This window comes from Shewanella sp. WXL01 (assembly GCF_012263345.1).
Taxonomy (GTDB): domain Bacteria; phylum Pseudomonadota; class Gammaproteobacteria; order Enterobacterales; family Shewanellaceae; genus Shewanella; species Shewanella maritima.
The window spans coordinates 1-24061 of record NZ_JAAIKQ010000005.1 but is presented as its reverse complement, the minus strand read 5'-3'; the positions used below and the strand labels follow the sequence as shown (position 1 = coordinate 24061).

General features: G+C 43.2%; 21 protein-coding genes. 8 read left to right on the top strand and 13 right to left on the bottom strand.

The annotated features are described in order from the left end of the window. Positions 1-52: 52 nt before the first annotated feature. The 3 genes from G3R49_RS12940 to G3R49_RS12930 are packed head-to-tail and all read left to right on the top strand — an operon-like array spanning position 53 to position 3033. A complete protein-coding gene (locus tag G3R49_RS12940; RefSeq protein WP_167869954.1) occupies positions 53-547 on the top strand; it encodes a putative 4-hydroxy-4-methyl-2-oxoglutarate aldolase in 495 nt (164 codons plus the stop codon). A gap of 33 nt (positions 548-580) precedes the next feature. After that, entirely contained in the window at positions 581-2413 is a 1833-nt protein-coding gene (locus G3R49_RS12935; RefSeq protein ID WP_167869953.1) for an AsmA family protein, read from the top strand. After that, positions 2413-3033: a BsuPI-related putative proteinase inhibitor gene (locus G3R49_RS12930; protein WP_167869952.1), complete on the top strand. Its 621-nt coding sequence runs from the start codon at positions 2413-2415 to the stop codon at positions 3031-3033. The genes G3R49_RS12935 and G3R49_RS12930 overlap by 1 nt, the downstream gene beginning before the upstream one ends. 131 nt (positions 3034-3164) lie before the next feature. Here the strand turns inward: G3R49_RS12930 and G3R49_RS12925 are convergent, their stop codons facing one another. Then, on the bottom strand, positions 3165-4745 hold the full coding sequence (locus G3R49_RS12925; protein ID WP_167869951.1) for a DUF3369 domain-containing protein: 1581 nt from the start codon (positions 4743-4745) through the stop codon (positions 3165-3167). 191 nt (positions 4746-4936) lie between these two features. Between G3R49_RS12925 and G3R49_RS12920 the strand changes: the two genes are divergently transcribed. After that, entirely contained in the window at positions 4937-5155 is a 219-nt protein-coding gene (locus G3R49_RS12920) for a hypothetical protein (RefSeq protein ID WP_167869950.1), read from the top strand. Positions 5156-5250: 95 nt separating this feature from the next. Here the strand turns inward: G3R49_RS12920 and G3R49_RS12915 are convergent, their stop codons facing one another. The 4 genes from G3R49_RS12915 to G3R49_RS12900 form a co-directional block, all read right to left on the bottom strand. Continuing rightward, complete coding sequence (locus G3R49_RS12915; RefSeq protein ID WP_167869949.1) at positions 5251-8499, bottom strand: DUF3857 domain-containing protein; 3249 nt, start codon at positions 8497-8499, stop codon at positions 5251-5253. A gap of 295 nt (positions 8500-8794) precedes the next feature. Further along, on the bottom strand, positions 8795-10177 hold the full coding sequence (locus G3R49_RS12910; RefSeq protein WP_167869948.1) for an anti-phage deoxyguanosine triphosphatase: 1383 nt from the start codon (positions 10175-10177) through the stop codon (positions 8795-8797). 154 nt (positions 10178-10331) lie between these two features. After that, positions 10332-10931, bottom strand: coding sequence for a 5'-deoxynucleotidase (gene yfbR, locus G3R49_RS12905; RefSeq protein WP_167869947.1), 600 nt, complete (start codon positions 10929-10931; stop codon positions 10332-10334). Between the two features lie 107 nt (positions 10932-11038). Next, positions 11039-11893: an endonuclease/exonuclease/phosphatase family protein gene (locus G3R49_RS12900; RefSeq protein ID WP_167869946.1), complete on the bottom strand. Its 855-nt coding sequence runs from the start codon at positions 11891-11893 to the stop codon at positions 11039-11041. 108 nt (positions 11894-12001) lie between these two features. Here G3R49_RS12900 and cls point away from each other — a divergent pair, with 108 nt between their 5' ends. Beyond that, entirely contained in the window at positions 12002-13453 is a 1452-nt protein-coding gene (cls, locus tag G3R49_RS12895) for a cardiolipin synthase (RefSeq protein WP_167869945.1), read from the top strand. A gap of 104 nt (positions 13454-13557) precedes the next feature. Here cls and G3R49_RS12890 read toward each other — a convergent pair whose 3' ends face one another. The 8 genes from G3R49_RS12890 to G3R49_RS12855 form a co-directional block, all read right to left on the bottom strand. Next, positions 13558-14772, bottom strand: coding sequence for a pyridoxal phosphate-dependent aminotransferase (locus G3R49_RS12890; RefSeq protein ID WP_167869944.1), 1215 nt, complete (start codon positions 14770-14772; stop codon positions 13558-13560). A 257-nt stretch (positions 14773-15029) separates the two neighbouring features. Next, entirely contained in the window at positions 15030-15590 is a 561-nt protein-coding gene (gene efp / locus G3R49_RS12885) for an elongation factor P (protein WP_130602917.1), read from the bottom strand. A 42-nt stretch (positions 15591-15632) separates the two neighbouring features. Next, positions 15633-16901, bottom strand: a complete 1269-nt coding sequence (earP, locus tag G3R49_RS12880; protein ID WP_167869943.1) for an elongation factor P maturation arginine rhamnosyltransferase EarP — start codon at positions 16899-16901, stop codon at positions 15633-15635. Further along, positions 16891-17745, bottom strand: a complete 855-nt coding sequence (locus G3R49_RS12875) for a hypothetical protein (protein WP_167869942.1) — start codon at positions 17743-17745, stop codon at positions 16891-16893. The genes earP and G3R49_RS12875 overlap by 11 nt, the downstream gene beginning before the upstream one ends. 129 nt (positions 17746-17874) lie before the next feature. Further along, on the bottom strand, positions 17875-18402 hold the full coding sequence (gene fldA, locus G3R49_RS12870; RefSeq protein ID WP_130602923.1) for a flavodoxin FldA: 528 nt from the start codon (positions 18400-18402) through the stop codon (positions 17875-17877). Positions 18403-18451: 49 nt separating this feature from the next. After that, a complete protein-coding gene (ybfE, locus tag G3R49_RS12865) occupies positions 18452-18724 on the bottom strand; it encodes a LexA regulated protein (RefSeq protein ID WP_130602925.1) in 273 nt (90 codons plus the stop codon). A gap of 7 nt (positions 18725-18731) precedes the next feature. Continuing rightward, positions 18732-18953, bottom strand: coding sequence for a DUF2788 domain-containing protein (locus tag G3R49_RS12860; RefSeq protein ID WP_130602927.1), 222 nt, complete (start codon positions 18951-18953; stop codon positions 18732-18734). A 129-nt stretch (positions 18954-19082) separates the two neighbouring features. Next, on the bottom strand, positions 19083-19865 hold the full coding sequence (locus G3R49_RS12855; RefSeq protein WP_130602929.1) for an alpha/beta fold hydrolase: 783 nt from the start codon (positions 19863-19865) through the stop codon (positions 19083-19085). Between the two features lie 356 nt (positions 19866-20221). Between G3R49_RS12855 and seqA the strand changes: the two genes are divergently transcribed. The 3 genes from seqA (at position 20222) to G3R49_RS12840 (ending at position 23663) form a co-directional block, all read left to right on the top strand. Further along, positions 20222-20911: a replication initiation negative regulator SeqA gene (gene seqA, locus G3R49_RS12850; protein ID WP_130602931.1), complete on the top strand. Its 690-nt coding sequence runs from the start codon at positions 20222-20224 to the stop codon at positions 20909-20911. Between the two features lie 26 nt (positions 20912-20937). Continuing rightward, complete coding sequence (gene pgm / locus G3R49_RS12845; RefSeq protein WP_130602933.1) at positions 20938-22578, top strand: phosphoglucomutase (alpha-D-glucose-1,6-bisphosphate-dependent); 1641 nt, start codon at positions 20938-20940, stop codon at positions 22576-22578. A gap of 110 nt (positions 22579-22688) precedes the next feature. After that, positions 22689-23663: an endonuclease/exonuclease/phosphatase family protein gene (locus G3R49_RS12840; RefSeq protein WP_130602935.1), complete on the top strand. Its 975-nt coding sequence runs from the start codon at positions 22689-22691 to the stop codon at positions 23661-23663. Positions 23664-24061 lie beyond the last annotated feature (398 nt).

Here is a 24061-nt window from a genome sequence, read left to right as displayed (position 1 = left end):
AATTTAGACGATTAAACGCGCAACACTGTGCGCGAACGGCAAAGGAGTGGCGATGTTAGATTTACTACCCGATTTATTTGACCATTACCCAGACGACTTGACGTTAATCCAGCTTGACTGGCGTGCTTTTGGGGCGAAGGCGATTTTCCATGGCGAGGTAGTCACTGTCAGTTGCTTTGAGGACAACTCTAAGGTCAAACAGCTGTTAGCAACACCCGGCGCCGGTAAAGTGCTAGTCGTCGATGGGCAAGGCTCGATGAATCGTGCGCTACTCGGTGACATGATCGCGCAAAGCGCAATGGACAATGGTTGGGAAGGTGTGGTGATCAAAGGGTGTATTCGCGACGCTGGTACTATCAATAGCTTTAATGTTGCGGTTAAAGCGCTGGGAACTAATCCGATTAAAACCGCCAAGCGCGATCTTGGCGAAGTAAACTGTTCAATAAACATAGCTGGCGTAGAAATTAGACCAGGTATGCATATCTATGGCGATCTAAATGGTGTTGCTTGCAGTAACAAACCGTTAGATCTCTCAGTAATAAGCTAATATTGACTTAATTTATCTCTCAAGGATGCGGTAATGAAAATTATTAAGTGGGTTGTTATTGCGCTGGCACTGCTGGTAACAGGTTTCGTGGTTTATATCACTCAAATCTTTAACTTGAATGATTTCAAGCCTCAAATTATTGAAGCGGTTGAAACGGAAACCGGGCGCAAGCTGCAAATTAACCAAGATTTGAGCTGGAGCTTTTTCCCATCAATTGGCATTAACCTTGGTGGCATTGCTTTATCGAACCCTCAAGGTTTTAGCGATGCGCAAATGGTTCAAGTCAATCAAGTGGTGGCTAATGTGTCGTTGATGCCACTGCTGAGCAAACAGATTGAAGTTGAAGAGCTAGTACTTGATGGTTTGGTGGTTAACTTAGTCACCACCAAAGATGGCCGCACCAGTTTTGATGGTCTAACTAAAGAAGAGCAAGCAAAGTCTGAAGCATCTGCACCTAAAGCGGACGGTAAATCAAGCTTTGATCCAAGCAGTGTTTATGTAGGCGGCATTAGTGTAACAAACACCCAAATAAACCTGATTGATGAACAGAGCGCAACTAAACAAGCGTTTACCCTGACGTCATTTAAATTAGGTGAGTTCGAATTAGGTAAAACCGCAGATTTTTCTTATGTGTTTGAGGCTGTGTTACCTGACATGAACGCCAAGTCTCAAGGCAAAGGGCAATTAACTGTAGGTAAGGATATTCAAAGCGTATCTGTGTCTGGCTTTAGTATCGAGAACACGTTGACGGGTGCTAATCTACCGAATAATAAAGTTGTGGGTAATGTCAGCGCCGAGCTTAACGTTAACCTTGCCAGCAAAGCACTTGAGTTAGTTCTTAGCCAAATTCAAGTTGATGCCATTAATGGTAACGGCGATATCAAGGTCAATTACGGTACTAAGGTGCCGCAAATTGACGTAAACCTTGCTTTTAATGAAATTGATTTAAACCCTTACATGCCAGCTCAGCAAGATGGTGAGAGTCAACAAGCACCTGATGATAGTAACCAAGCTTCAACTCCTGCTAGTGAACCTGACTTATCAGCCTTAAAAACGCTTGATGTTGACTTCACCTTTAAAGCCAAAGCAATTAAAGCGCAGAAACTGGTGACCGAAAACTGGGACATGACGACCAGCATTAAAAATGGCGTGATTAACCTGAGTAATTTAAGCGCCGACATGTATGAGGGTAGCTTACTCACAAAAGCAAAACTTGATGGTCGCGCTAAAGTGCCAAGCTATAGCTTTGATATGTCGGTAAATGGCGTGCAGTTCCGACCTTTACTGACCGATGCTGCTGAAGTAGATATGCTTTCAGGCAACGCCAATATCAAAGTCACTGGCAGCGGTAAAAGCTTGATCCCAGATAACCTAAAGCGCAACCTTAATGCCAAGGGTAACTTTGAGATTGCAGACGGTTCATTGTATGGAGTGAACATTCCGCAAATGATCCGCAGTGCTAAACAAAAGCTGTCTGGCGATTTATCAAGTGCTAAGCCTGAAGAGCAAAAAACCGATTTCACCAGTCTTACAGGATCATTTACCTTAGCAAAATCGGTACTAAATAACCCAGATCTCGCTATGGCATCTCCACTATTGCGACTTGCTGGTAAAGGTAACGCCAATATTGATACGCAAACTATCGACTATGGCTTAACGGCGAGTGTGGTTGGCTCGCTTGCAGGGCAAGGTGGTGATGACTCGCTTTCAGGCGTTGATATTCCATTGAGCATTAGTGGGAGCTTTGCCGAGCCAAAATTTGCGCTTGATACAGAAGCGTTACTCAATCAAAAGCTTAAGCAAGAAACTGAAAAAGCCAAAGATAAGCTAAAAGACAAATTGTTTGAAAAATTAGGTGGATTTTAATGTCAGCAAGTTACGTAACAAACTCTAGCCTGCTTGTGGTTGCAGCTCTGTCTGCAACCATAATTAGTGCTTGCAGTCAGTCCAATCAAGCAGACGCGGACGTGGCGAAGCAGCCTGCCCAAGTAAACGAGCAGGCAAGCGCTGTTCAAACACCAGATAAACAGCTCAAAGCGAAACCGACAATCAAGGAGCTTAAGTCTTCCATGGCTGATGTGACGATTGGTAAACAAGTTGCGCCTCATACCCAGTCAGTGCTTCATGGGCATTTAGTATTTGACGAGCAGGCAAGTCAAAACGGTAAAGGGGTATTTCGCTTAACCATCACCAACCCGCTCGAGCAATCGGTGAAGATTAACTTTAACTCAGGCAAAACTGCAGATTTAGTGTTATTTGATGCGCGGAATAGAAAGGTATGGGCATGGAGTGACGACATGATGTTTACTCAAGCACTAGGTAGCAAAACTTTAGCTGCGGGTAAATCAATTAAATCGCAATTTATGGTTCCAGAAAAAGTGATGCAGACCTTAGTTAAGGGCTCGCGTTTTCAAGTAGAGTTTGCTGGTAAGCTGCAAGATAGCAGTAAAATGGTGCTACACCCGGTGATTATTCCAGTACTGTAAATCTGTACTTATCGCATTGGACGCGATACGCAAGTTGCTTCAGATAAGCGCGGCAACTCTACAACAAAAAGCTCAGCAAATGCTGAGCTTTTTTCGTATGTAGGTAGGGGCGAATTGCTATTGAGTATTGGTTAAGCGCTCGGTACATCCTGCCAGTGCAGCCTTATACGTTCAAAAATATCAATATTGTCGATAAATAGTGCAAGCAAATGCGGGTCAAAATGGGTACCGCTACAGCGTTTCATTTCTTCAAGCACATCATCTAGCGCCCATGCTTCCTTATAACAACGTTTGTGGGTGAGCGCGTCATATACATCGGCAATAGCTACAATTCTCGCGTAGATATGAATATCATCACCTTTTAAGCCATTAGGGTAGCCGCTACCGTCGTACTTTTCGTGATGTTGCAGTGAGATAGTTGCGGCAGCTTTCAGAATTGGTCTGTCAGAGCTTTCAAGAATTTGATAACCGATCTGCGGATGTTGCTGCATGATTTTCCATTCATCATCGTCAAGCTTTCCTGGTTTTAGCAGCACTGCATCTGGCGTCGAAATCTTGCCAACATCATGCATAGGTGAGGCGTGCTTTAACAGATCTGCTTGATACTCAGTGAGTCCCGCTAATATCGCCAGTTCATAACTGTACTCAGCCATACGCTTAACATGATTGGCGGCTTCTTTTGAACGGCTTTCAACCACATCACCTAAACGGAGAATTAACTCTGATTGCGTATCTTCAACTTCCTGATTAAGCAACAAGTTCTCAAAGGCTACGCCAACATTAATAGCAAAAATATCAATCAGCTTTTTGTCTAGCTCACTTAATTCGTTTACGCCGTCGACATATAGCAAATTGATCCACTTACTGGTTTTCGTTGGGAAGTAACCAATAAACGCGTTTTCAACATATAAACATTGTTTCTCAGCTAAAGCGCGATTGAGCAGGGTGTAGATAGACTCGGGGATTTTTTCGCTGCCACAGTTTTCAAACTTACCTGTACCCGCAAGCACTTCAATTTCTGATGATTCAACATGACCACTAATTGCGTCGATAGAATTACAGGTTAGGAGTAGGGTTTCTGCTTGCAGATTAAGTAACCCTGCAACTTGGTTAAGCAAGCCATCAGCAAAACGGTGCAGGGTTCTTAACTCAAACAGACCCGATGTAGCTTCAATGACCTTTTCTAAGCCTTGACGGTGCTTATGCTGGGTGAGCCTAGCGGCCTCAATCTCCATGATGTCGCGATAAGAACGTAGCGCAGAGTACATACTGGTAGATAGTTTACGAGAGTCTAGTTCGGCTTTTGCCTTGTAATCATTAATATCATAATTAACGATGACGTCTTCTTCTGGGGCTTGCCCCGGTTGGCCCGTTCGTAAAATGATACGCACGTTTTTGTTCTTCAAATCATCCCGAACCCAGCGTACAAGCTCTAATCCGGCGTGGTCACTTTCCATCACCACATCGACAAAGGCGACTGCGATATCAGTATGTTCCTTTAATACTTCCTTCGCTTGTTCACCACTGTAGGCGTTAACGAACGACAAGCCTCTATCGTCAAGTTTGAACCGAGATAATGCCAGCTTAGTTACACTGTGAATATCAGGCTCATCATCGACAATGAGAATTTTCCATGTCGGTAATATTTTTTCGTTACTCGTTTTTTTCTTACCTGCAAACAACGGACTTTTTTTGGCCATATCTAGGAGCATTGATCACCTCAAGTCAGGGTTAAAAAACAATGGCTAATCGCAACAGCAAACAATTAGTCAGTTCCGCTTACTTTAAGTGTAGATCAAGCTCACATAGGCGGAAGAGATACAGCAAATTTTTTAACTCGCAATTGATAATCATTATCAATAAGGTTAATGTAAACCCATGTTGTTTTGAGTAGGGTACAAGCATGAAGCAGATGAATATTTCACTGTCATACGAGCAATTAGCACAACTAATAGGTACTGGTGCTTTATGTGCGGCAGATATTCGTTGCCTTGATAGTGAAACTAAGCAAGCCGTATGGCAAATGTGCTTGATAAATTGCGCAAAAAAGATTCACTGCAGCAATTGCACTCTGCCATGTGGCACAGCTAAATCGAATCAAATTGAAGTACGCGAAGCTTAAAGCTAAGTATTGGTACATTTGACTAATAGTAAGAAGCAATTGGTCTCGGTCCAAGTGCCGCTAATGTGACTTAGCGGCTGTGGTGTATTGGAGGTTTACTCACTGCCTTGTTGCGTTATCACATTAACTTTAAATTGTGAGTCTGAGTCTAACTGATCGGAAAGCTCTTGAGCGTTAGCTTGTTGCCAGCGCTGTTCGAGTAGTTCGACAAATTTTTTGTCTAATTTGTCTATCGATGAAAGATAGAGCAATAAAAATTTATCTCCATAGTAAACGGTGACTTCCGTATTTTCGTCATTCGATTCAGGGTAATAGACTTCAACGTCAGTAATTTCAGCAAACTTTGCTTGTTCACTGCGAAGCTCATCCTCTTCAACCCAGTATGAGAACACCCCAGTTTCGGTAATGCCATTACCGTCATTACGATTCGAGAGAAAGTCATTGCTGTAGAAGTAAATGGGCTTTTGATCTTCTGCAAGCAAACCATTGTCTCTAATAAACTCAATGTCGTGCCCCCACAAATCTTCACCTGATACTATTTTGTCGCTTGGAAGAAGTTTGATGTCCATTGCCAACAACATGGCAAACAAAGGCAGCATCAACACCATAATGTAGTTACGTGGGCGCCAGCGCGAGTTAGCTTTAAGTGCGCTAGAGTTTGCGCCATTAATGCCATTGATATGAATGACTAATGGCAAGGTAACCACGATAGTTACCCAAAGCACTATGGTCGACTCATCAAAGTAGCGGTCTGCAACCGTAACTGTGATCAGTAACAATGCGAGGATGGCACCGAGCCATAACGGAATGAACTTGTGGCTTTTACTTTCTTGTGTACGTTTGTTGATTTGTGCGAAAAGCGGATAAAACCATAACGTACCAAAGAATGCTCTAAAGAACGGCATAATTGTTGGCGAGTCTTGCTTTTTAATGTACTGCCAGTTTTTGTAGTGCCAATAGTATGGATAGATCCCTAAGGTTAATATGGTTAACAGCACAAACTTCGAGATTGATACTGGGTAAAACACACTTTCGTGCTCAACTTCTTCATCAATGATTAAGCTCACCAACGCATAGACGAACAACAGTAGTGCCAGCATGCCCGCCAGAATCCACATTTGCAGATCTTCTACCCACCAAGGCAAGCTCTGCTCGGAAGAGCCGGTATCAGTTGCCGCGGTTTGTGCTGCCGCAGTATCACTACTCGAGCGCTCATAGCTAACTAAGCCATAGCTAGCGTACTTATCAACGCGTTTTAATGCACTTACCCATTGGTCAAATTTCTCGGGGTTAATGACGTCAGTATTGTGTTTATATTGGTATTCAATCCTTAGCTGATTGTTGGAGTCTTGGAAGCTAACTTGATAGTTAAAATCAAAGAATTCATTTTGCTCGTCAATTGTTTCATCTTCAAATGACCAGTTGCGGTCATCCAAATTAACAATTAGCTCGCCTTTGATTGACAGCGGATACGCTTGCGTCATCAACCTTGGCTCACCTTTCGGCGGGGTGAGATATGAGGTTATCTGATTTTCATAGGCGTAAAAATAAAACTCACCTGGCTCTTCTGCCGCTTCATCTTCAACCCAAGGTTGGCTAATTCGATAGTGCTCGGTCGCGGTAATTTGATTGGTTTTGTCATCATCAACAAAGCTTAGCGGTTGACTCTCCTCTAGCTCTCCTACCAGTCCTTGATAATAATCTTGATATTGCGACGCAAGTTTATTTAACCCTTTGCGCTGCAATTGATTACGAATACGCTCAGCCTGGGCCCCAAAGTACTTGGTTTCTACCGTTAGCTCACCGGTTTCACCTAAGCCTTTAGAAAGATCGTAAACCTCTTTAAAGACGATTCTTTGCCGCTCTGGCGCAGCTGGTAGTTTAGTGAGTGCTTGGGTGTGCTCGTCAGCAACCAATACATGGCCGTAGTCAGGCAAGTATAGACTGGTTAAATCCTTACCCTGGTTTTGCCTTGTTGCATCTACCCAGTAGTCGACACCATTGACTTGAATATTGACGATGGCGTGGTCAAAAAGGTTGGCGGCAGGCAGGTAAGTGTCGAGTTTAGGGCCAATGGTGGTGTTTACCAACACCGGCGATGCTTTGACATTGATTTGCTTTAGTAGCTCCACCAGCAGTAGGGATTTGTCTTTGCAGTCGCCGTACCTGCGAGTAAGCGTATCTGCTGGACTCGCTGGTAGGTGGCTGTTAACGCCCATTTCAATGCCAAGATAGCGAATGTCTTGCTGCACAAAGTCAATCAAGGCCATGACTTTATCCTGGGTTTTACTATAGGGCGCTGTGAGTTTTTCAGCGGTACTTGCGATGGATGTTTGCAAAGGCTCGGTAGGTTTTGCGTTGGCAGCTTGCTCGAATAAAGCTGCTGCCCACTTGCCAATCTGCTCCCAATTACTCGTTTGGGCAAATTCAACCCAGGCAAATGGTTTATACCATTGTGGTGAATCATTTAGATCAGGTGCAAGGGATTGCTGACTAACCGTTAATTGATAGTCAACATAATCGCTATGCTGGCTGACTATGAATTCGTCTACGCTGTTATGGAGTCGATAGGATAAAGGCTCGGATTTGTGCCATTGTACTCGGATTGATTGTTTATGAACTGGCACGTTCCATTGCAGGGTGCGGGTGCGGCTAAATTGGTTTTGATAGACAGGGTTTTGACCAATAAGGCTATAGCTATACTCGACAATATCATCACGGCGCACGTCGTCGACCACCCATAATGCGCGCATTGTGCCATCATAAATGAGATCGCTGTCTGTATCAGCTTTGGTTAGCGTGAATTGGCTTGTACGTGTTTTATCAATAACTTGATTGCCACGGTGAATACGAATTTGGTGAAGCTCAAGTTTTTCATAGAAAGGGTCGTATTCAATATCAATTTGACTGGTCGCTTCCAGCCCCTTGCTATTGGTTGCTTGGGTAGCAAAGTGATTAAACACGCGGGTTTGATTGTCAGTCACCTTGTATTGGTTGTCGACGAGTAGGTAATAAACGCCGTTAGTTATTTGGTGATCAGGCCTTGTTTGAGGCTGATCTATGGTATTAGGTTTAACCCAGCTAGGTTGGGGTGCTTGCGTTAAACCATAATCACGATAATCGCTATTGGTCCAATTTTGATCGAGTTGCTGCCGACTTAACGAACTATTAACTGAAGAACTAACCGTGGTGGAAAGCGTTGAGGCAATCGCGTTAGGGACGGAAAACAGCGCACAAGTGAGTAAAACAAGTGCGATAAAACGCAGGTAAAAATTGATCGAATTGAAACTTACAGAACGTAAGTCGTGTACTTTGCCGTGACCTAAAACGCACCAGCTAGCCATGAAACTTCCTTTTATTATGATACCAATCAGCATAAAAATGTAATCATTCTTACTGGCTACTTTTTACCTGTAAAAATGGCTTATAACTTCGTTGACAATTTTGTAGGTAGAGCAACTAGCTAGCTGCAATTTCCGCCTTGTTCTAAGCGATTTTTTCCGCGTAATATCTGAACACTCACTTATCCCAATTGGTATTATCCTTGTTAATTTCGATATTATTACATTATTTATCTGATAGTTAACAGTTTGATGTGCGTATAAATTTAGTTAGATGCGCTTATCTTGCCTCAGCTGCTTATCTTTCCTGTGAGATATCAATCAACCCCATGTTCTTGGTGCCAAATAGTTGCTGGTGGAGCTTAGAGGCGAACTCGTCTGTCATCCCGGATATATAATCTGCAATCACTCGCATGGCATTGTCGTTGTTGGCATTGGCTTGTTGCCAGCGACAACGTGTGTTTTCAGGTAATAGCCTTTCAGGATCGCAGGCAAAGGCCTCGAACAGCTCCATCACAATTTGCTGTCCTTTAAATTCGAGCATCTGAATTTCGGGTTTACGGATAACAAAGCGATACACAAAGGCTTTTAGTACGTCTAACGCTTTTGCAAAGTCGCTATCTAACTTGGCATTGTACTTAAGCAAGATGTCTTCAAACTCACTCTTCTCGATGATTTCTATTGCGGTAACAAAGCCATTGACTAGGGTACCGATCGCGTCTTTTCGAAGGTGATGTTCGTTTGAAAATAGCTTAATGCCGATTGTGGCGATTTCTTGTTTTAACCAAGGCTCATTAATTTGCTGTAGTTTTTCAACCACTGAATGCTGCCATTGGTTCTGATTGACGATGCCCATCACAATTGCATCTTCTAAATCGTGGACGGCGTATGCAATGTCATCAGCTAACTCCATAATCGAGCAATCAAGCGACTTATGTAGCGGTTTTAGATGCGGATAGTTAGGGTTAGTGCCTTCTTGAGCCGATGAAATAAATGCTTGTCTATCCTTGTAGGTCAGGTTGGCTAACACCCAGTCTAGTGATGCTTTGTCGTCATCAAACACGCCTTTAACCGATAACCAGTTAGCCGGCTTTAATTGACGAAAATTACTCACCTCGGGATGGCGTTGAGGTACCACTAATGCGGAATAATGCGCTGGATACTTCAAAATACCCAGTAACGTGCGCCTGGTGAGGTTCATTCCCCAGTTGGGGGTATAGGGCTCTAGTTTGGTCAGAATGCGAAAGGTTTGCCCATTTCCTTCGAAGCCACCATGGCTGCGCATCATATAATTAAGTGCCACTTCTCCGCCGTGACCAAATGGCGGATGCCCAATGTCATGGGCCAAACAGAGTGATTCAATCAGGCTGTTAGAATCTAATACAGGTTTAAGCTGCGGGTATTTACGTTTTAGCTGGGCGGTGATGCCTGTGCCGATTTGCGATACTTCTAACGAATGGGTAAGGCGAGTACGGTAAAAGTCGTTCATGCCAATACCGAGTACCTGAGTTTTTGCCTGTAATCGCCTAAACGCCGCTGAGTGGAGGATCCGAGCGCGATCACGCTGAAATGGTGTGCGGTGATCGTGCCGTCGATGTTTATCTTCACCGTGAATTCGCTGATGCCAGGCTTGGGTTTGTGGGTTAATGGTTAGGTTGTCGAATTGCGGTTTTGAATCCATGAACACCTCGAAGCCAAGCTTGGTTTAAATCTAACACATACACGTTTAACTGTAACAGATAGCTTTGACTACGCAATCATTAAACTACACTAATATCATGTGGTTAGTATAAGTGAGTCGCGCTTGTTATATCTGTTCAACCATAGCGTAAGGATCAGTTTGTTTGCGACAACTTGTCTAGCGTTGAAGTGCAGCTTTTAAGGAAGATATCTACAAAGCATTTTACCTCGGGCATGGTCGCAATCAGCTCTGCTAGTTTGGCATCGAGATTGTCTTTTACATGACAAAACTCATCATTGCTGAACCTGAGCTCATTGGCAGTTTTTACGTATGCCTGGAGAATATCTGCCGCTTTCACTATTGCTTTGTACTCAGGGTCAACTTGAGACTGCACAATTAGCGGCGCCATTTCTTCACGTAAATCTTCTGGTAAGGTGGCAAGACATTCCTTCTCAGCTAAATCTTCAAGCTTTTTAAAGGCCAGGGTGAACTCTGGGCTGTGATACTTGGTGTTGCTGTTCATGTCTTGCAGCTTGGTTTCTGACACCTCATGGTATAACGCCAGCGTTGCGGCTTTTTGTGGGTCTAATTTGCCATTAAAACGTTTATTTTTAATGACGACTAGCAGGTGGGCGATAACAGCAACCTGATGGCAATGCTCAGATACATTTTCTTCTTGAAAGCAATGCATTAATGCCCAGCGCTTGAGTAGCGGCATACGCGTGATCCACGCCATAAAAGTACTTTGTTTCATTGAACTCTCCATAATGTTTATACAGCGAACAAGTTACTGGCTAGCAAGCGATTCATGGTAAAAAAACGGGCACTTTTTAGCTCAAATTAATTCATCTTATGTCGGTGTTATCTTTCAATTTTAAATTTAGCGGTTATTGGAGTATGGTCTGAAGCACTTGAGTTGACAGATTTGGATTGAATTAAATTCATTCCACGATAATAAATATGGTCTAAGGGTAAGCCAAAAATACGCGTTCTTACATCAACATCATAACTCACTTCTACAAGATGATGGCGCTTAGCAAGCTGTTGAATGATGCTAAGTCTATCTAGGCTCCAGGTATTGAAATCACCGGCAAAAATCACTGGGCCCTGATGATGTTCTAGCTGGGTAAATACAAGGTTTATCTGCTTATCAAAGCGATGCAGTTTGAAGTCAAAATTAATACCATGAAGATTGACGACCAATAATGATTGGCCGTTAGATAAGGGGTACTCGGCTACCAGACTTGATTTAGCGAATCGTATATAGGGCTCTACCTCTGTGTACACGCAGGCCTGAGTCGCTCTACTCTGTGATAGGTTCATCACTCCCACAGGAGTGTTGAAAAGCTTAAAGGCTTTTGCCATAAGTGCGTGCTGCTCAATACTATTGACAAAGTCATGTAGGCCATTATTAAGTTTAGCTTCTTGCAACAATATCAATTGATGTGATTGAACCAACTTAGATAGCTCTTGCTGCCAATGACTGCGTTTTTGCTTGAAAATGTTCCATACAGCGAGGTTTAGCACTCCGTTTGAGTCTAAATACTGCTGATAGTGTTGCTCGCCACATTGCTCAATAAACTGAGCTTGTTGCTTATTCAACATGATCTGCGGCTCCCCATTTAGATACTTAATCAGCGAAAAATACAGCACGGCTAGCGCGACAAAAAGTGCGGTGATGATTGCAAACCCTTTTATTATCCGCCTTTTTTTCATCTGTAGCGTTTAACCTTAATTTACCTTCTGCTTGCACTATACCCAATTAACCTTATGTGAGTACAATGTCGGTAGTTAAATATATAACGAAGAGTACTTGCGCTAACAATGGATAAATTAACCCAACTTCTAGCGATTGTAGGCGTTATTGCTTACTGGCTGATACTTGCGGCCATTGGTATTCGTATTGTTATCAAGCGCAGAAGTATTGGTGTTTCATTTGCCTGGCTTTTGATCATCTATTTTTTGCCGTTCGTCGGTATCTTTGCCTACATGTTATTTGGCGAATTAAACCTAGGTAAAACCCGAGCAAGCCGTGCCAAAGCGATGTTTGAGCCTTATGCTGAGTGGTTTAATAAGCTTTATAGTCACAGCTCACATCAGCCACAAAATCAAAGCAATTATGCGACAACAATTAGCAATCTATGTAATAGCCAACTGCATATTCCCTCGTTAGTGTCTAATGAGTTAGCGCTGCAAAACACCCCCGATCAAATTCTACGATCAATTATTAGTGATATTGAGCAGGCTCAAGAGCAAATTCACATGGCATTCTACATCTGGCATACGGGAGGCTTAGCTGATGAAGTGGTGCAGGCTCTACTTGATGCTGCTCAACGCGGCGTTAAAGTTAGGGTACTTCTCGATGCTGCTGGCAGTAGGCCGTTTTTTAAATCTGCTTTGCCTAAGAAGATGCAGCAGGCTGGCATAGATATCCGCCCAGCGTTACAGGTTAGTCCGCTTCGTATGTTCTTTAGGCGTTTAGACTTACGTTTACACCGCAAAGTAGTGGTGATTGATAATGTCATTGGTTATACAGGTTCGATGAATTTAGTTGACCCACAGTATTTCAAGCAGGACAGTGGCGTAGGTCAGTGGGTCGATGTAATGGTGCGAGTAACAGGCCCAGTTGTTCCTGTGCTTAACTGCATCTTTGCCTGGGATTGGGAAGTGGAGACCAGTGAGCGAGTTAAGCCTGAGCATCCGACGTTAGCCCAATGCTCACCTACCACGTCTTTGGTGCAAACTATTCCATCTGGCCCAGGTATGCCTGAAGATGTAATTCACCAGGTACTGCTACAAAGTTTATATCAGGCTCAAAAGCGGGTGGTGATCACTACGCCGTATTTTGTTCCCAGTGATAACTTAATTGATGCTCTTGTTACCGCGTCACTGCGGGGTGTAGATGTAAATATCATTATCCCCAAAGATAATGATTCAATTATGGTTAAATGGGCAAGCAGCTCATTTTTTTCTGAGCTTTTAGATGCAGGTGTAAAAATTCATCAGTTTGCTGGTGGGTTATTACATACCAAATCTGTACTAATGGATGACGAGCACTGCTTAATCGGTACCGTTAACATCGACATGCGCAGTTTGTGGCTTAACTTTGAACTAACCCTTGCTGTTGATGATGTTCAATTCTGTCAAAAGCTTGCACAGTTGCAGCAACAATACATAGAACAGTCGCAGACGGTTGATATTGATGAATGGCGTAGCAGACCTGTTTATAAGCGTTTTGTAGAGCAGTTCTTTTATTTGTTCAGTCCCTTGCTTTAGACCACTTGTTACTTAGTTAACGTGGTACTTTTAGTTAAATACACAAAAGCCATGCTTAAACGCATGGCTTTAGTATTGTTTTAGCGATTTCAGAGATTAAGTGGTTATTGTTGATAGTGCTCTAAGAAGTTACCAAAACCTTGCATGGCTTTTTGTAAGTCTTCTTTGTGCGGTAAAAACACCACTCGCAAGTGATCTGGCTCTGGCCAGTTAAATGCGGTGCCTTGTACTAATAACATTTTCTCGCTTTTAAGCAGGTCTAATACTAAACGCTCATCATCCCTTAAGTTGAACTTCTTGATGTCTAATTTTGGGAAAGCGTATAACGCGCCTTTGGGCTTTTTAACGCTAACGCCAGGAATACTATTTAGCGCTTCAATACACACATCTCGTTGCACGGTTAAGCGCCCTGAAGGCAGAATAAGCTCATTAATACTTTGGTAACCGCCTAGCGCGGTTTGAATGGCGTGTTGATTAGGTACGTTTGAGCAAAGGCGCATTGAGGCCAACATGTCTAAGCCTTCAATGTAGTTTTTAGCCGCTTTTAAGTTACCGCTGAGCACCATCCAGCCAACCCTAAAGCCAGCTGCACGATACGCCTTTGATAGGCCATTAAAGGTGACGGTTAAGATATCGTCTGACAACGATGCAGCGTGAATATGCTGGGCCTCATCGTAAAGGATTTTGTCGTAGATCTCGTCGGCGAATAAAATGATGTCATTCACCCGGCATAGCTCAACAATCTCTAGCAATAATTCGCGGCTGTAGACTGCGCCAGTCGGGTTATTAGGGTTAATTATTACAATGCCACGGGTACGAGGGCTAATCTTTGATTTGATGTCTTCAAGATCAGGGAACCAATCTGATTCTTCATCACAGCGATAATGCACGGCTTTACCGCCAGCTAGGTTTGCAGTAGCAGTCCATAATGGATAATCAGGCGAGGGGATGAGCACTTCGTCGTCATTATTTAACAGCCCTTGTAGCGCCATACAAATCAGCTCAGACGCACCATTACCTATGTAGACATCTTCAACGTCGATGCCCTGAATACCATGAGATTGATAATGTTGCACGATTGCCTTACGCGCAGAAAATAAGCCTTTAGATTCGCAGTAGCCTTGCGCGCTAGGCAGATTAAGAATAACGTCGCGTACAATTTCTTCGGGTGCATCAAATCCGAACGGCGCAGGATTACCAATATTGAGTTTTAGAATGCGGTGACCTTCGTCTTCTAGGCGCCTTGCTTCTTTATGAACCGGTCCGCGTATGTCATAACAGACGGTGTCGAGTTTATTAGATTTAATGATAGGGCGCATAGCTGTCTCGTTACTTCATGAGTGATTAAGCGCACCATAACCAATATCGGCAGTGGTTAAAAGGGATTTTATAAAATATTTGAGCGAGTTAGCGAAATAATCTACTGATTGCGGTGTTGTAGATATGTTGCGGGTAGAGAGTTGTGCTGAATGATGGGTTTGATTTGGAGCTAATCACTTATTCAAACAAAAATGCCAGCGAAGTGCTGGCATTTTCTAGGGTAACTAAGCGTTACTAGGCTTTAGCACGCAAAATACTATACGCGCTTTTTGAACTCGCCCGTACGTGGGTCGATTTCAATCTTGTCACCTGTTTTAACGAATTCTGCAACAGTGATTGTCGCGCCGCCTTCGATGGTAGCTGGCTTCATCACTTTACCTGAAGTATCGCCACGAGCAGCAGGCTCTGTGTAAGTTACTTCACGAACAATTGTTGTCGGCAATTCAACAGAAATCGCTTTACCTTCGTAGAAAGTCACCTGACATTGCTCTTCCATACCATCAACGATGTAGTCTTTAGCATCGCCTAGGTTCTCAGCTTCAACGTCGTATTGGTTGTACTCTTCATCCATAAATACATACATAGGATCTGCATAGTATGAATAGGTACAATCTAGGCGATCAAGAATGATGTCTTCCATCTTGTCTTCGCCTTTGAAGGTTTGTTCAGTGGTTGAGTTTTGTAGCACGTGCTTAAGCTTTAGCTTAACGATCGCCGCGTTACGACCTGAACGAGTAGTTTCTGTTTTTAGCACAACCCATGGGCTGCCATCTAACATGATCACGTTTCCTGGACGGAGTTCATGAGCAGTCTTCATTGCATTAGTTCCTATTTCAAGGTGTTGTTTTGTTGCCGTATATTAACGACTTTTGACGAATTGGACTAGTCGAGATACTAGATCTGTATCATTAATCGCACTCTGTGGCCAAATTTTTGCCATTTGCTCAATGAATTCTAACTGGTCGTCGAACGCTTGTAGCTCACAAGCGACTTGCTGTGCGTTGTAGACATTGAATCCATTTACCAGCTCGACGTAATGCTCCGCAACATCTTGTGGCCAGTCTTTACAGTAATGCGCTAAAAAAGCGTTGAGCTTAACTAGGTGATAGTCTTCATCTTGCGGGTAGATATGCCAAATAAACGGCCTTTGTGCCCACTGCGCGCGCAAAAATGAATCTTCACCGCGGACAATGTTGAGATCGCAGCTCCAAAGTAGCTTGTCGTAACTTTCTTGATTAGTCATTGGCAATAGGTGCAAGGTAATTTGCCCTATGGGGACTGGCTTGCCCAGTGTAAGTGTGGCGTCAGTCAAACCACATTCAGCCTGTAGATATTGTTCAACGCTGGCAACACTGCGACCTTGCGGCACAAGTACATGCGTGGCTTGCTCTGGCTTGCTGGCGTAGTGATTCAATAGCGCGCTAATAGTGTTATTTTCATAACTGAATAGGCTAATTAAATAATCATTGGCCTTTATGCCAGTAATGCCAAATTCATTGAGCAGCGCCAGTTTATTGCTAGCGTTACTTTGCCATTGCTCGCAGGTTTCGAGTAAATTGCTTTCGCAAATTAGCCCGCCTGTTTTGGTAGTAAACCCTGGGAAATAAAACCACTTTTGTAAGCCATTTGATTGCATTGACGGCAGAGCATGACAACCCTCAACCCAGTCTTCGGCGCAAAGGTACTCAAGGTTAATCCAGACAGGTTGTGTGCCAAACGTCTGCTTGTGTTGATTCAGTTTGTCTTTTACTGCATTTGGTAACTCACAGGCAAACGCTTCTACAAGTACCGAGCCTGGCGTAAATGGCGCTAGATTAGTCTCTTCCCACTTATAAATGGTTACGCCATTAAAGGATTGTTTTGCTCTTGAAGGAGTTAGCTCAGGTAAAATGTGAGCAAAGCTGTTTAGGTCATCAACCCACAGGTTAACCTTAATCTTATGCTCATTGGCGAGTTGCTTGGCAAGGCGCCAGGTTACGCCTATGTCACCATAGTTATCTACAACTAGACAAAAGATATCCCAGTGTTGGGAGCTGCCGTTTGCTGCGCTCTGTTGATTTGTTCCGCATGGATTTGTTCCGTCTGGATTTACGCCGTGTAGATTTGCCAAGAGTGAATTAGTTGTCATTGTTGAATATTTTACGAATTTTGTTGATACGCTTTTGGACACTGCTTTTTAAGCGATCAGCTATTTTAGCCGGCTCAAATTTCACTGTTTTTAAGCGATATGTTGCTTTATGGCGATAGATGACCAGTAGGCGTTTACTGGTGTAGCTAGAAGTCGGTTTTTTATAAGCATCACGATAGTAATAAGTTAAGTAGCGACGACCTCTAATTCCTTGATAAAACGCATCTTCATCAATGTCGCCTTGCCTAAACTGCAAAATAACATCGTTTAAAATACCCAAATGTTGCAGTGCTCTTGGTATGCGATGGCCAACAGCATACACCTTGAACTTAGTTAGCGTTTGCTCGAAGCGGTCCATGTGATTTTTATCTTGCAATGACAGAGGATCGTAAATAATGGTAAGGGGTGTCTTGCAGTTTTTCGCATCAAGTGTAGCCATGTCGCTGCGCGAGCTAGGTACAGAATTTACAACGATAGGGTCCCAAGGCGCTGTTTGCTTGCAGTAGGTACTTTGGGGCATCAATAATAATGCTTTGGAAAGCTGCAATCTGTCAGCCAACAAACCTAACGCGAAGCCGCCAAGGCTTGCGCCATAGCCGATACTTGCCGGGAATTGCTTAAGTTGTGGCGCTAAATCGTCAATGAATGCTAACAGCTTGGGTGAGTCGAAATAGTTGCCTTCGCCGATATGATTAAAGGCGATGACATTCATGTGTTTCTTGGCGAAGTAATCAAATCCCCAAACAAATGCATCGTCCAAGTTAGCGTCTTTGGCGATTGCCTGACAAACAGGCGGGAAGGTGACCATTACAGGTTCACTAGGGTTAAAGATATGATATTGCACAACAACATCGTCAATGACAAGCCGTGTAGTTTGATTAAATTGTAGCAATATCAGCCTCGCTAATTTTAAACGTTAGATAGTAAAAAAGCGGCTAAAGCCGCTTTTAAATTTACAATAGATGACTACATATTAGTCAGCAAGCTCAGCTAAGCACATTTCATCATAGATTTGCTTAACCCAAGCATCAACACGTTCTTCAGTTAGCTCTGGTTGACGATCTTCGTCGATACCTAGACCGATAAAGTGCTTGTCATCAACTAATGCTTTAGATGCTTCGAAATCGTAACCTTCTGTTGGCCAGTGACCGATAATGATGCCGCCTTTGGCTTCAACAATATCACCAACCATGCCCATTGCATCAAGGAAGTACTCTGCGTAGTCTTCTTGGTCGCCACAACCGAAGATTGCGACTAATTTGTCAGTGAAATCAATTTGCTCAAGATCAGGGAAGAAGTCATCCCAATCACATTGTGCTTCACCATAGTACCAAGTCGGGATACCAAAAAGCAGTAAATCGAACTCAGCGATTTGCTCTTTGGTGCTTTTGGCGATGTCTTTTACATCAACCATAGTTTTACCCAGTTTTTTCTGGATCATTTTGGCTACAGCTTCGGTGTTACCTGTGTCACTACCGAAAAAAAGACCTACAGTTGCCATTGTCTATCCTTTCTTAAATTGTTGCGCTATAAGCGTTTACGTATTCGAATCAGTTGTCGATTTGCTGCTGGAGAATACTCTCGATTAGCTGGCTTCGACTGATGTTACTGGCCAAAGCTTGTTGGTTCAAGGCGTCATACAAATCTTGTGACACCTTTAACTCTATTCGCTTTAAACCGTTTGCGCGATCGCGCTGAATTTGATTGCGTTTATTGATCTTTAATTGCTGTTCACGGGAAAGAGGATTACTTCTTGGTCTTCCTCTACGTTTCTCGTTGGCAAAAAGGTCAATTGTCGTTCTATCTGTTGTTTCTTTTGCCATCTAACTGTTAACCAATCCCTGAGCTTTCCCAGGTCATTTGGATAATGCCTTTAGCGACGAAGCCTGCACACCCAAGAAATAATACTAACCATACAATGTACTGACCAAACTTTGGCACATCGCCTTGTTTTAATACGTCACGGATTGCCATGCCGATAAAAAAGAAGATGGCAGCAAAGAAAAAGTTTAACCCAAGTGTTTCAATCTGTTCCATGTATTGGTTTAACATCGGGTGACCTTATATTCCTTTAAGCCTGAACAACAAGTACGGTGAAAAAGAGGCGCGAATATATCACATCGCTTAAGTGTCTGCTATTGATGCAAACTAAAAAACCACTGTGCTTGCTGAAAACCTAGGCTAATTGCTCTGATTTTGTACAAGAAAGTCTTTAACGATTCGGTTAAATATTTCTGGTTTTTGTGCGTGTAACCAGTGACCAGTGCCATTAAGCGTTTTCGCAGCAACTTTTGGAAATTGTTCAATTATTTCTTGTCGATGCTCAGCGGTAACATAGTTGGAGTCACCGCCACGAACAAACAAGCAGGGTAACTGAAAAGGTTGCCAAGGCAACTGACTTTGCTTTGTAAATGGCCAACCGATAATGTCAGGATAACTTTGCTGTAAACCTGTCAAATTCATTTTCCATTTAAACCCGCCATCGCTACGCTGCAGGTTCTTGAGTAAAAACTGCGCCGTGCCTTCATCAATATTGTGCTCAAGCATGTGTGCTAGCGCACGTTTACGGTCGGTATCACTAAGATTTAATGAGTTTAATGCGCGAAATACATCGTCATGTCTTGGCTGATAAGCAACGGGCGCAATGTCGGCGACAACTAAACCGCTCACACGCTTCGGGTGCAGCAGTGCAATTGCCATGGCGATTTTGCCGCCCATTGAATGCCCCACAAAGTTGGCTTTTTCAATGTTTAGCGAATCTAACAATTCGATAAATGCGCTCGCGAGGTTAACGTAATCCATGTGCTGCCAATGAGTACTTAAGCCGTGATTGGGCACATCGACGCGGGTAACCTGAAAGTCAGACTCTAGGCTAATGGCTAAATTTTTTAGGTTATCAATATTGCCAAACAACCCATGAATGAGAATAACGGGTTGTCCTTGGCCGCGCGTTTCATAATGCATAGTTATCCTATACGTGTGTTCAGAGGTAAATTGTTTATTATTTTTGGAAGTAAATTTTGCTGCGGCGATTGTGTGCTAAACACAAGGTGAGATCAAGATCACAAGCTGTAGTTGGCGAGATTTATCTATCGCTAGCGATCAAGCTTGGCTTCAAATACCAAACTATTGCGCCGATAAAGCATGAAAAACGCTCAGTCATCACGAATATCGGTCAAGCACAAGGTATTTGTTTAATTTACACTTTATTATCACTATCAGCTTGTCTTACACTAACTCGATAAGCGATCGCATGGCGATCTCACAAATTAATCAAAATTAAGATCCATCCTACCCTAAGGCCAAAGGAAATGACTGAGATGAAATACATCGAAATTGATGAAGAATTATATAGTTTCATTGCGAGTAAAACAGAGCGCATTGGTGAAAGCGCCTCAGATATTCTTCGTCGCTTATTAGGGTTAACTGTTGAAAATATCGATCAACAAAGCAATGTCCATATAAGCCAACCAAGCCTAGAAACCAAACCGCTGTCAAATGAAGAACAAAACGCTTTGTTTAACAAAGCGAAAGAAGCGGTAGAAAAGCTAGTGAGCACTAAGCATATTGCTGATGTAAAAGAGCCGCAAGGCAACACGGCTGAACAAGTTGCTGAAGTCACATCACCAGCTGCGGGTGAAGAAACAACAAAGAGCAATATTGTTGCTAGCAGTAATGATTTTGCAACAATCGTCAACGAACATCTCATTGCACAGCAAAAAGGTGCCGTCGGGCGTTTTATGTTTTTATTACAAAGCCTGGCACAAGTTGCCGGCGATAGTTTTGAGCAAGTTTTGCAGGTTCAAGGCAAAGGGCGCTTGTATTTTGCTCGATCAAAGCAAGAGTTATTGGCGGCAAGTCAGTCTGCTAATCCTAAGCAAATTGAAGATACAACATATTGGGTTACCACCAATAACAACACCGCAAAGAAACGCAATATTTTAAAAGAAGTGCTATTGCAGTTAGGTTGTGATGAAAGCGTAGCGTTATCGATCGTAAAACATATTTAGTAGAGCATATTTAATAGGAGCAATTTGTGGCAGTACACAATAGAGCAGGGACGCAAGCTACTCAGGCTGATCTAGTTAATATTCCAAAGCTAATGAGCCTTTACTATCGCAATATTCCAAATGTAGAAGACGCGACGCAAGCGGTGAGTTTTGGTACTTCTGGTCATCGTGGCAGTGCACTTAACTCAAGCTTTAATCAAAATCATATTTGGGCAATCACCCAAGCCGTGGTTGATTACCGCAAGCAGGCCGACATTAATGGCCCAATGATTGTGGGCTTTGACACCCACGCGTTATCTTACGCAGCGTATTTGTCAGTGCTTGAGGTGTTAAGTGCTAATCAGGTGCAAGTGATTGTTCATCAAGATGATGGCTTTACTCCAACGCCTGTTATTTCACAAGCCATTGTTGCCGCCAATGTAAATGCACAAGCGTTAACTGATGGTCTAATCATTACGCCATCGCACAATCCACCACAAGATGGCGGCATTAAATATAACCCGCCTCACGGTGGCCCAGCAGAAGGCGAGATCACCAAGTGGGTCGAGTCACGCGCCAACGAGTATCTTGCTAAGCAACTAAGCGGTGTCACTAAGGTTAACTATGGTATTGCCGCGACAATGCCGTGGATAGAATCTCAAGATCTTATTGCGCCTTACGTGAATTGCTTGAGCGATGTAATCGATCTAGATGCGATTGCTAAAGCAAATATCAAGATAGGTGTTGACCCATTGGGCGGCTCAGGTATTTATTACTGGCAGCATATCGCTGAAACATACGGTTTAGACATTACTCTTGTGAACGACGCTGTAGACCCAAGTTTTGGTTTTATGACCTTAGATAAAGATGGCAAGATCCGCATGGATTGCTCATCACCTTATGCTATGGCGGGACTACTTGCGCACCAGGATGAGTTCGATATTTGCCTAGGCAACGACCCAGACTACGACCGTCATGGCATTGTTTGTCCGCAAACAGGCTTAATGAATCCAAACCACTTTTTGGCGGTCGCAATTGATTATTTGTGCCAATATCGCCCGCAATGGTCAAAGGAATTAGGTATAGGTAAAACCCTAGTTTCAAGCGCCATCATTGATAAAGTCTGCCACAAGCATCAACGCGAGTGTGTTGAAGTACCTGTAGGCTTTAAGTGGTTTGTTGATGGTTTAGCCAATGCAACACTCGCATTTGGCGGCGAAGAAAGCGCCGGCGCTGCATTTTTAAAGCGTGACGGGACAACCTGGTGTACCGATAAAGACGGATTCATTCTAGCGTTATTAGCTGCCGAAATACTCGCAGTCACTGGGCAAACACCCGCGCAGCGCTATGCTGAACTTGAGCAAGAGTTTGGTCAGTGCTTCTATAAACGTATCGATAGCCCAATTAGCGCTAAGAAGAAGGCTAAGTTTGCCTCGCTAACTCAAGAGAGCTTTGTTGAAACTGAGCTAGCGGGAGATGAAATAACCGCTGTGTTAACTCATGCACCTGGCAACGGCGCAGCCATTGGCGGCGTTAAAGTCACTACGGCTAATGGCTGGTTTGCTGCAAGGCCTTCAGGTACCGAGGCTTTGTTTAAGCTGTACGGCGAGAGTTTGGTATCGAACGAGCATCTAGAGTTGCTACTTGAACAAGCACAGCAAATGATTGATGCAGCGTTAAAACGTTAGTCATACATAAATTTATGTTAAAGCCTTCCATTGGAAGGCTTTATTTTTTACCACCTAGGTCTTACAGACTACATATATCAAACTATTCATGCGAAAGGCTTAATAAAATAATGATAAAAAGAACACTGATTGCACTGCTCCCTGCCATAGCGCTTATTGGCGGATGTGCTGACACACAGAATGTTGATAGTAATGCTGAAATCAAGCTAGCAACCTGGAATATCGCCTGGCTTAGCTCTCACGAATACAACCAAAGAGCTGAGGCGGATTATGCTGAATTAGCTCGCTATGCAGTTCAGTTAGACGCTGATGTTATCGCATTGCAAGAAGTAGAAGGGCAAGAATGGGCGCACAAGGTTTTGGGCGATCAATATGACTATTATTTCTCGACTAAAGACTGGGTACAGCGAGTTGGCGTCGCCGTACGCAAATCTGCTGGATTACAAATCGATGCGATAGAATACAAAGCACTCGATGTCGGCCGTGTTCGTTATGGTATGGACGTGACTATCAGTAGAGGCGGTAATGAAGTGAGACTGCTTGCGGTGCACTTAAAGTCAGGTTGTTTTGATAAGTCGCTAGAGCAACAAGCGATAGCAGCTATGCCAAATACCGATGAGAAACAGCAAAGGCGCAAGATAGCGTGTGAAGTGCTAAGTAAACAGGTGGAACCACTAAAAAATTGGATTGATGCCCGCAAAACGGAGCAAACACCATTTATTGTATTAGGCGATTTTAACCGCAGATTCTCGCAAGATATTGCCAATGAATTCACGCCAGAGCAGGGCTTATGGCAGGCATTAAATAACCAAAATGCTGATAATGAGCCTAGTCTTTCCTCAAACGAAAGCGGCGACAAAAGCGCAAATAAGAGTCAGTTGTGGTCACCTACATTAACCCAAGACTCAAAATGCTGGGGCGGTTACTACAAAGACTACATTGACCACATCGTGTTTGATAGCAACGCTAAAGCCAATTACGTCAAAGGTTCTTTTGAGCAGCTGGTATTCGAAGGTGAGTACTCTAGAGAGCTTTCTAATGCGCTAAGCGATCACTGTCCAATTTCGGTCGATATTCGCTTATAGGCTTTTTATAAGTAGCTTGAGTTTTTATTCGATTTGAACCAGCCTTGCGATAACTGTGTTTTTATACAGTATTATTGGGTTTAGCCACTTTTTACTGTTTTAGAGACGTGTCGTTTGCGCGTTTTCACTTGTGAGTAATGAGAATATAGCCGCTTTTCAGATGGTTAATCTCACTTGTGCTGACAAAGCGAGCAAGATAAATGCGCATGCGCGTTTTTCAGACTGGTGTATTGAATAAAATTTAAGTAAGCTGAATCAATTCAATAATTTAGTGGTGCGCGTTTTTACTGGTCTGACATGGTAAACGCGCATGCGCACTATACAAATGTTATATGCTATGAAGAAAATATTGCCTCACATTGAAATCGGCCTAGATCAGTACGGTGCTGTAAAAGTAA

Bases quoted from the DNA above. Each gene is read 5' to 3' on its own strand.
- G3R49_RS12940 (WP_167869954.1), top strand. From the start codon at position 53: ATGTTAGATTTACTACCCGATTTATTTGACCATTACCCAGACGACTTG.
- G3R49_RS12935 (WP_167869953.1), top strand. From the start codon at position 581: ATGAAAATTATTAAGTGGGTTGTTATTGCGCTGGCACTGCTGGTAACA.
- G3R49_RS12930 (WP_167869952.1), top strand. From the start codon at position 2,413: ATGTCAGCAAGTTACGTAACAAACTCTAGCCTGCTTGTGGTTGCAGCT.
- G3R49_RS12925 (WP_167869951.1), bottom strand. From the start codon at position 4,745: ATGCTCCTAGATATGGCCAAAAAAAGTCCGTTGTTTGCAGGTAAGAAA.
- G3R49_RS12920 (WP_167869950.1), top strand. From the start codon at position 4,937: ATGAAGCAGATGAATATTTCACTGTCATACGAGCAATTAGCACAACTA.
- G3R49_RS12915 (WP_167869949.1), bottom strand. From the start codon at position 8,499: ATGGCTAGCTGGTGCGTTTTAGGTCACGGCAAAGTACACGACTTACGT.
- G3R49_RS12910 (WP_167869948.1), bottom strand. From the start codon at position 10,177: ATGGATTCAAAACCGCAATTCGACAACCTAACCATTAACCCACAAACC.
- yfbR (WP_167869947.1), bottom strand. From the start codon at position 10,931: ATGAAACAAAGTACTTTTATGGCGTGGATCACGCGTATGCCGCTACTC.
- G3R49_RS12900 (WP_167869946.1), bottom strand. From the start codon at position 11,893: ATGAAAAAAAGGCGGATAATAAAAGGGTTTGCAATCATCACCGCACTT.
- cls (WP_167869945.1), top strand. From the start codon at position 12,002: ATGGATAAATTAACCCAACTTCTAGCGATTGTAGGCGTTATTGCTTAC.
- G3R49_RS12890 (WP_167869944.1), bottom strand. From the start codon at position 14,772: ATGCGCCCTATCATTAAATCTAATAAACTCGACACCGTCTGTTATGAC.
- efp (WP_130602917.1), bottom strand. From the start codon at position 15,590: ATGAAGACTGCTCATGAACTCCGTCCAGGAAACGTGATCATGTTAGAT.
- earP (WP_167869943.1), bottom strand. From the start codon at position 16,901: ATGACAACTAATTCACTCTTGGCAAATCTACACGGCGTAAATCCAGAC.
- fldA (WP_130602923.1), bottom strand. From the start codon at position 18,402: ATGGCAACTGTAGGTCTTTTTTTCGGTAGTGACACAGGTAACACCGAA.
- ybfE (WP_130602925.1), bottom strand. From the start codon at position 18,724: ATGGCAAAAGAAACAACAGATAGAACGACAATTGACCTTTTTGCCAAC.
- G3R49_RS12860 (WP_130602927.1), bottom strand. From the start codon at position 18,953: ATGTTAAACCAATACATGGAACAGATTGAAACACTTGGGTTAAACTTT.
- G3R49_RS12855 (WP_130602929.1), bottom strand. From the start codon at position 19,865: ATGCATTATGAAACGCGCGGCCAAGGACAACCCGTTATTCTCATTCAT.
- seqA (WP_130602931.1), top strand. From the start codon at position 20,222: ATGAAATACATCGAAATTGATGAAGAATTATATAGTTTCATTGCGAGT.
- G3R49_RS12840 (WP_130602935.1), top strand. From the start codon at position 22,689: ATGATAAAAAGAACACTGATTGCACTGCTCCCTGCCATAGCGCTTATT.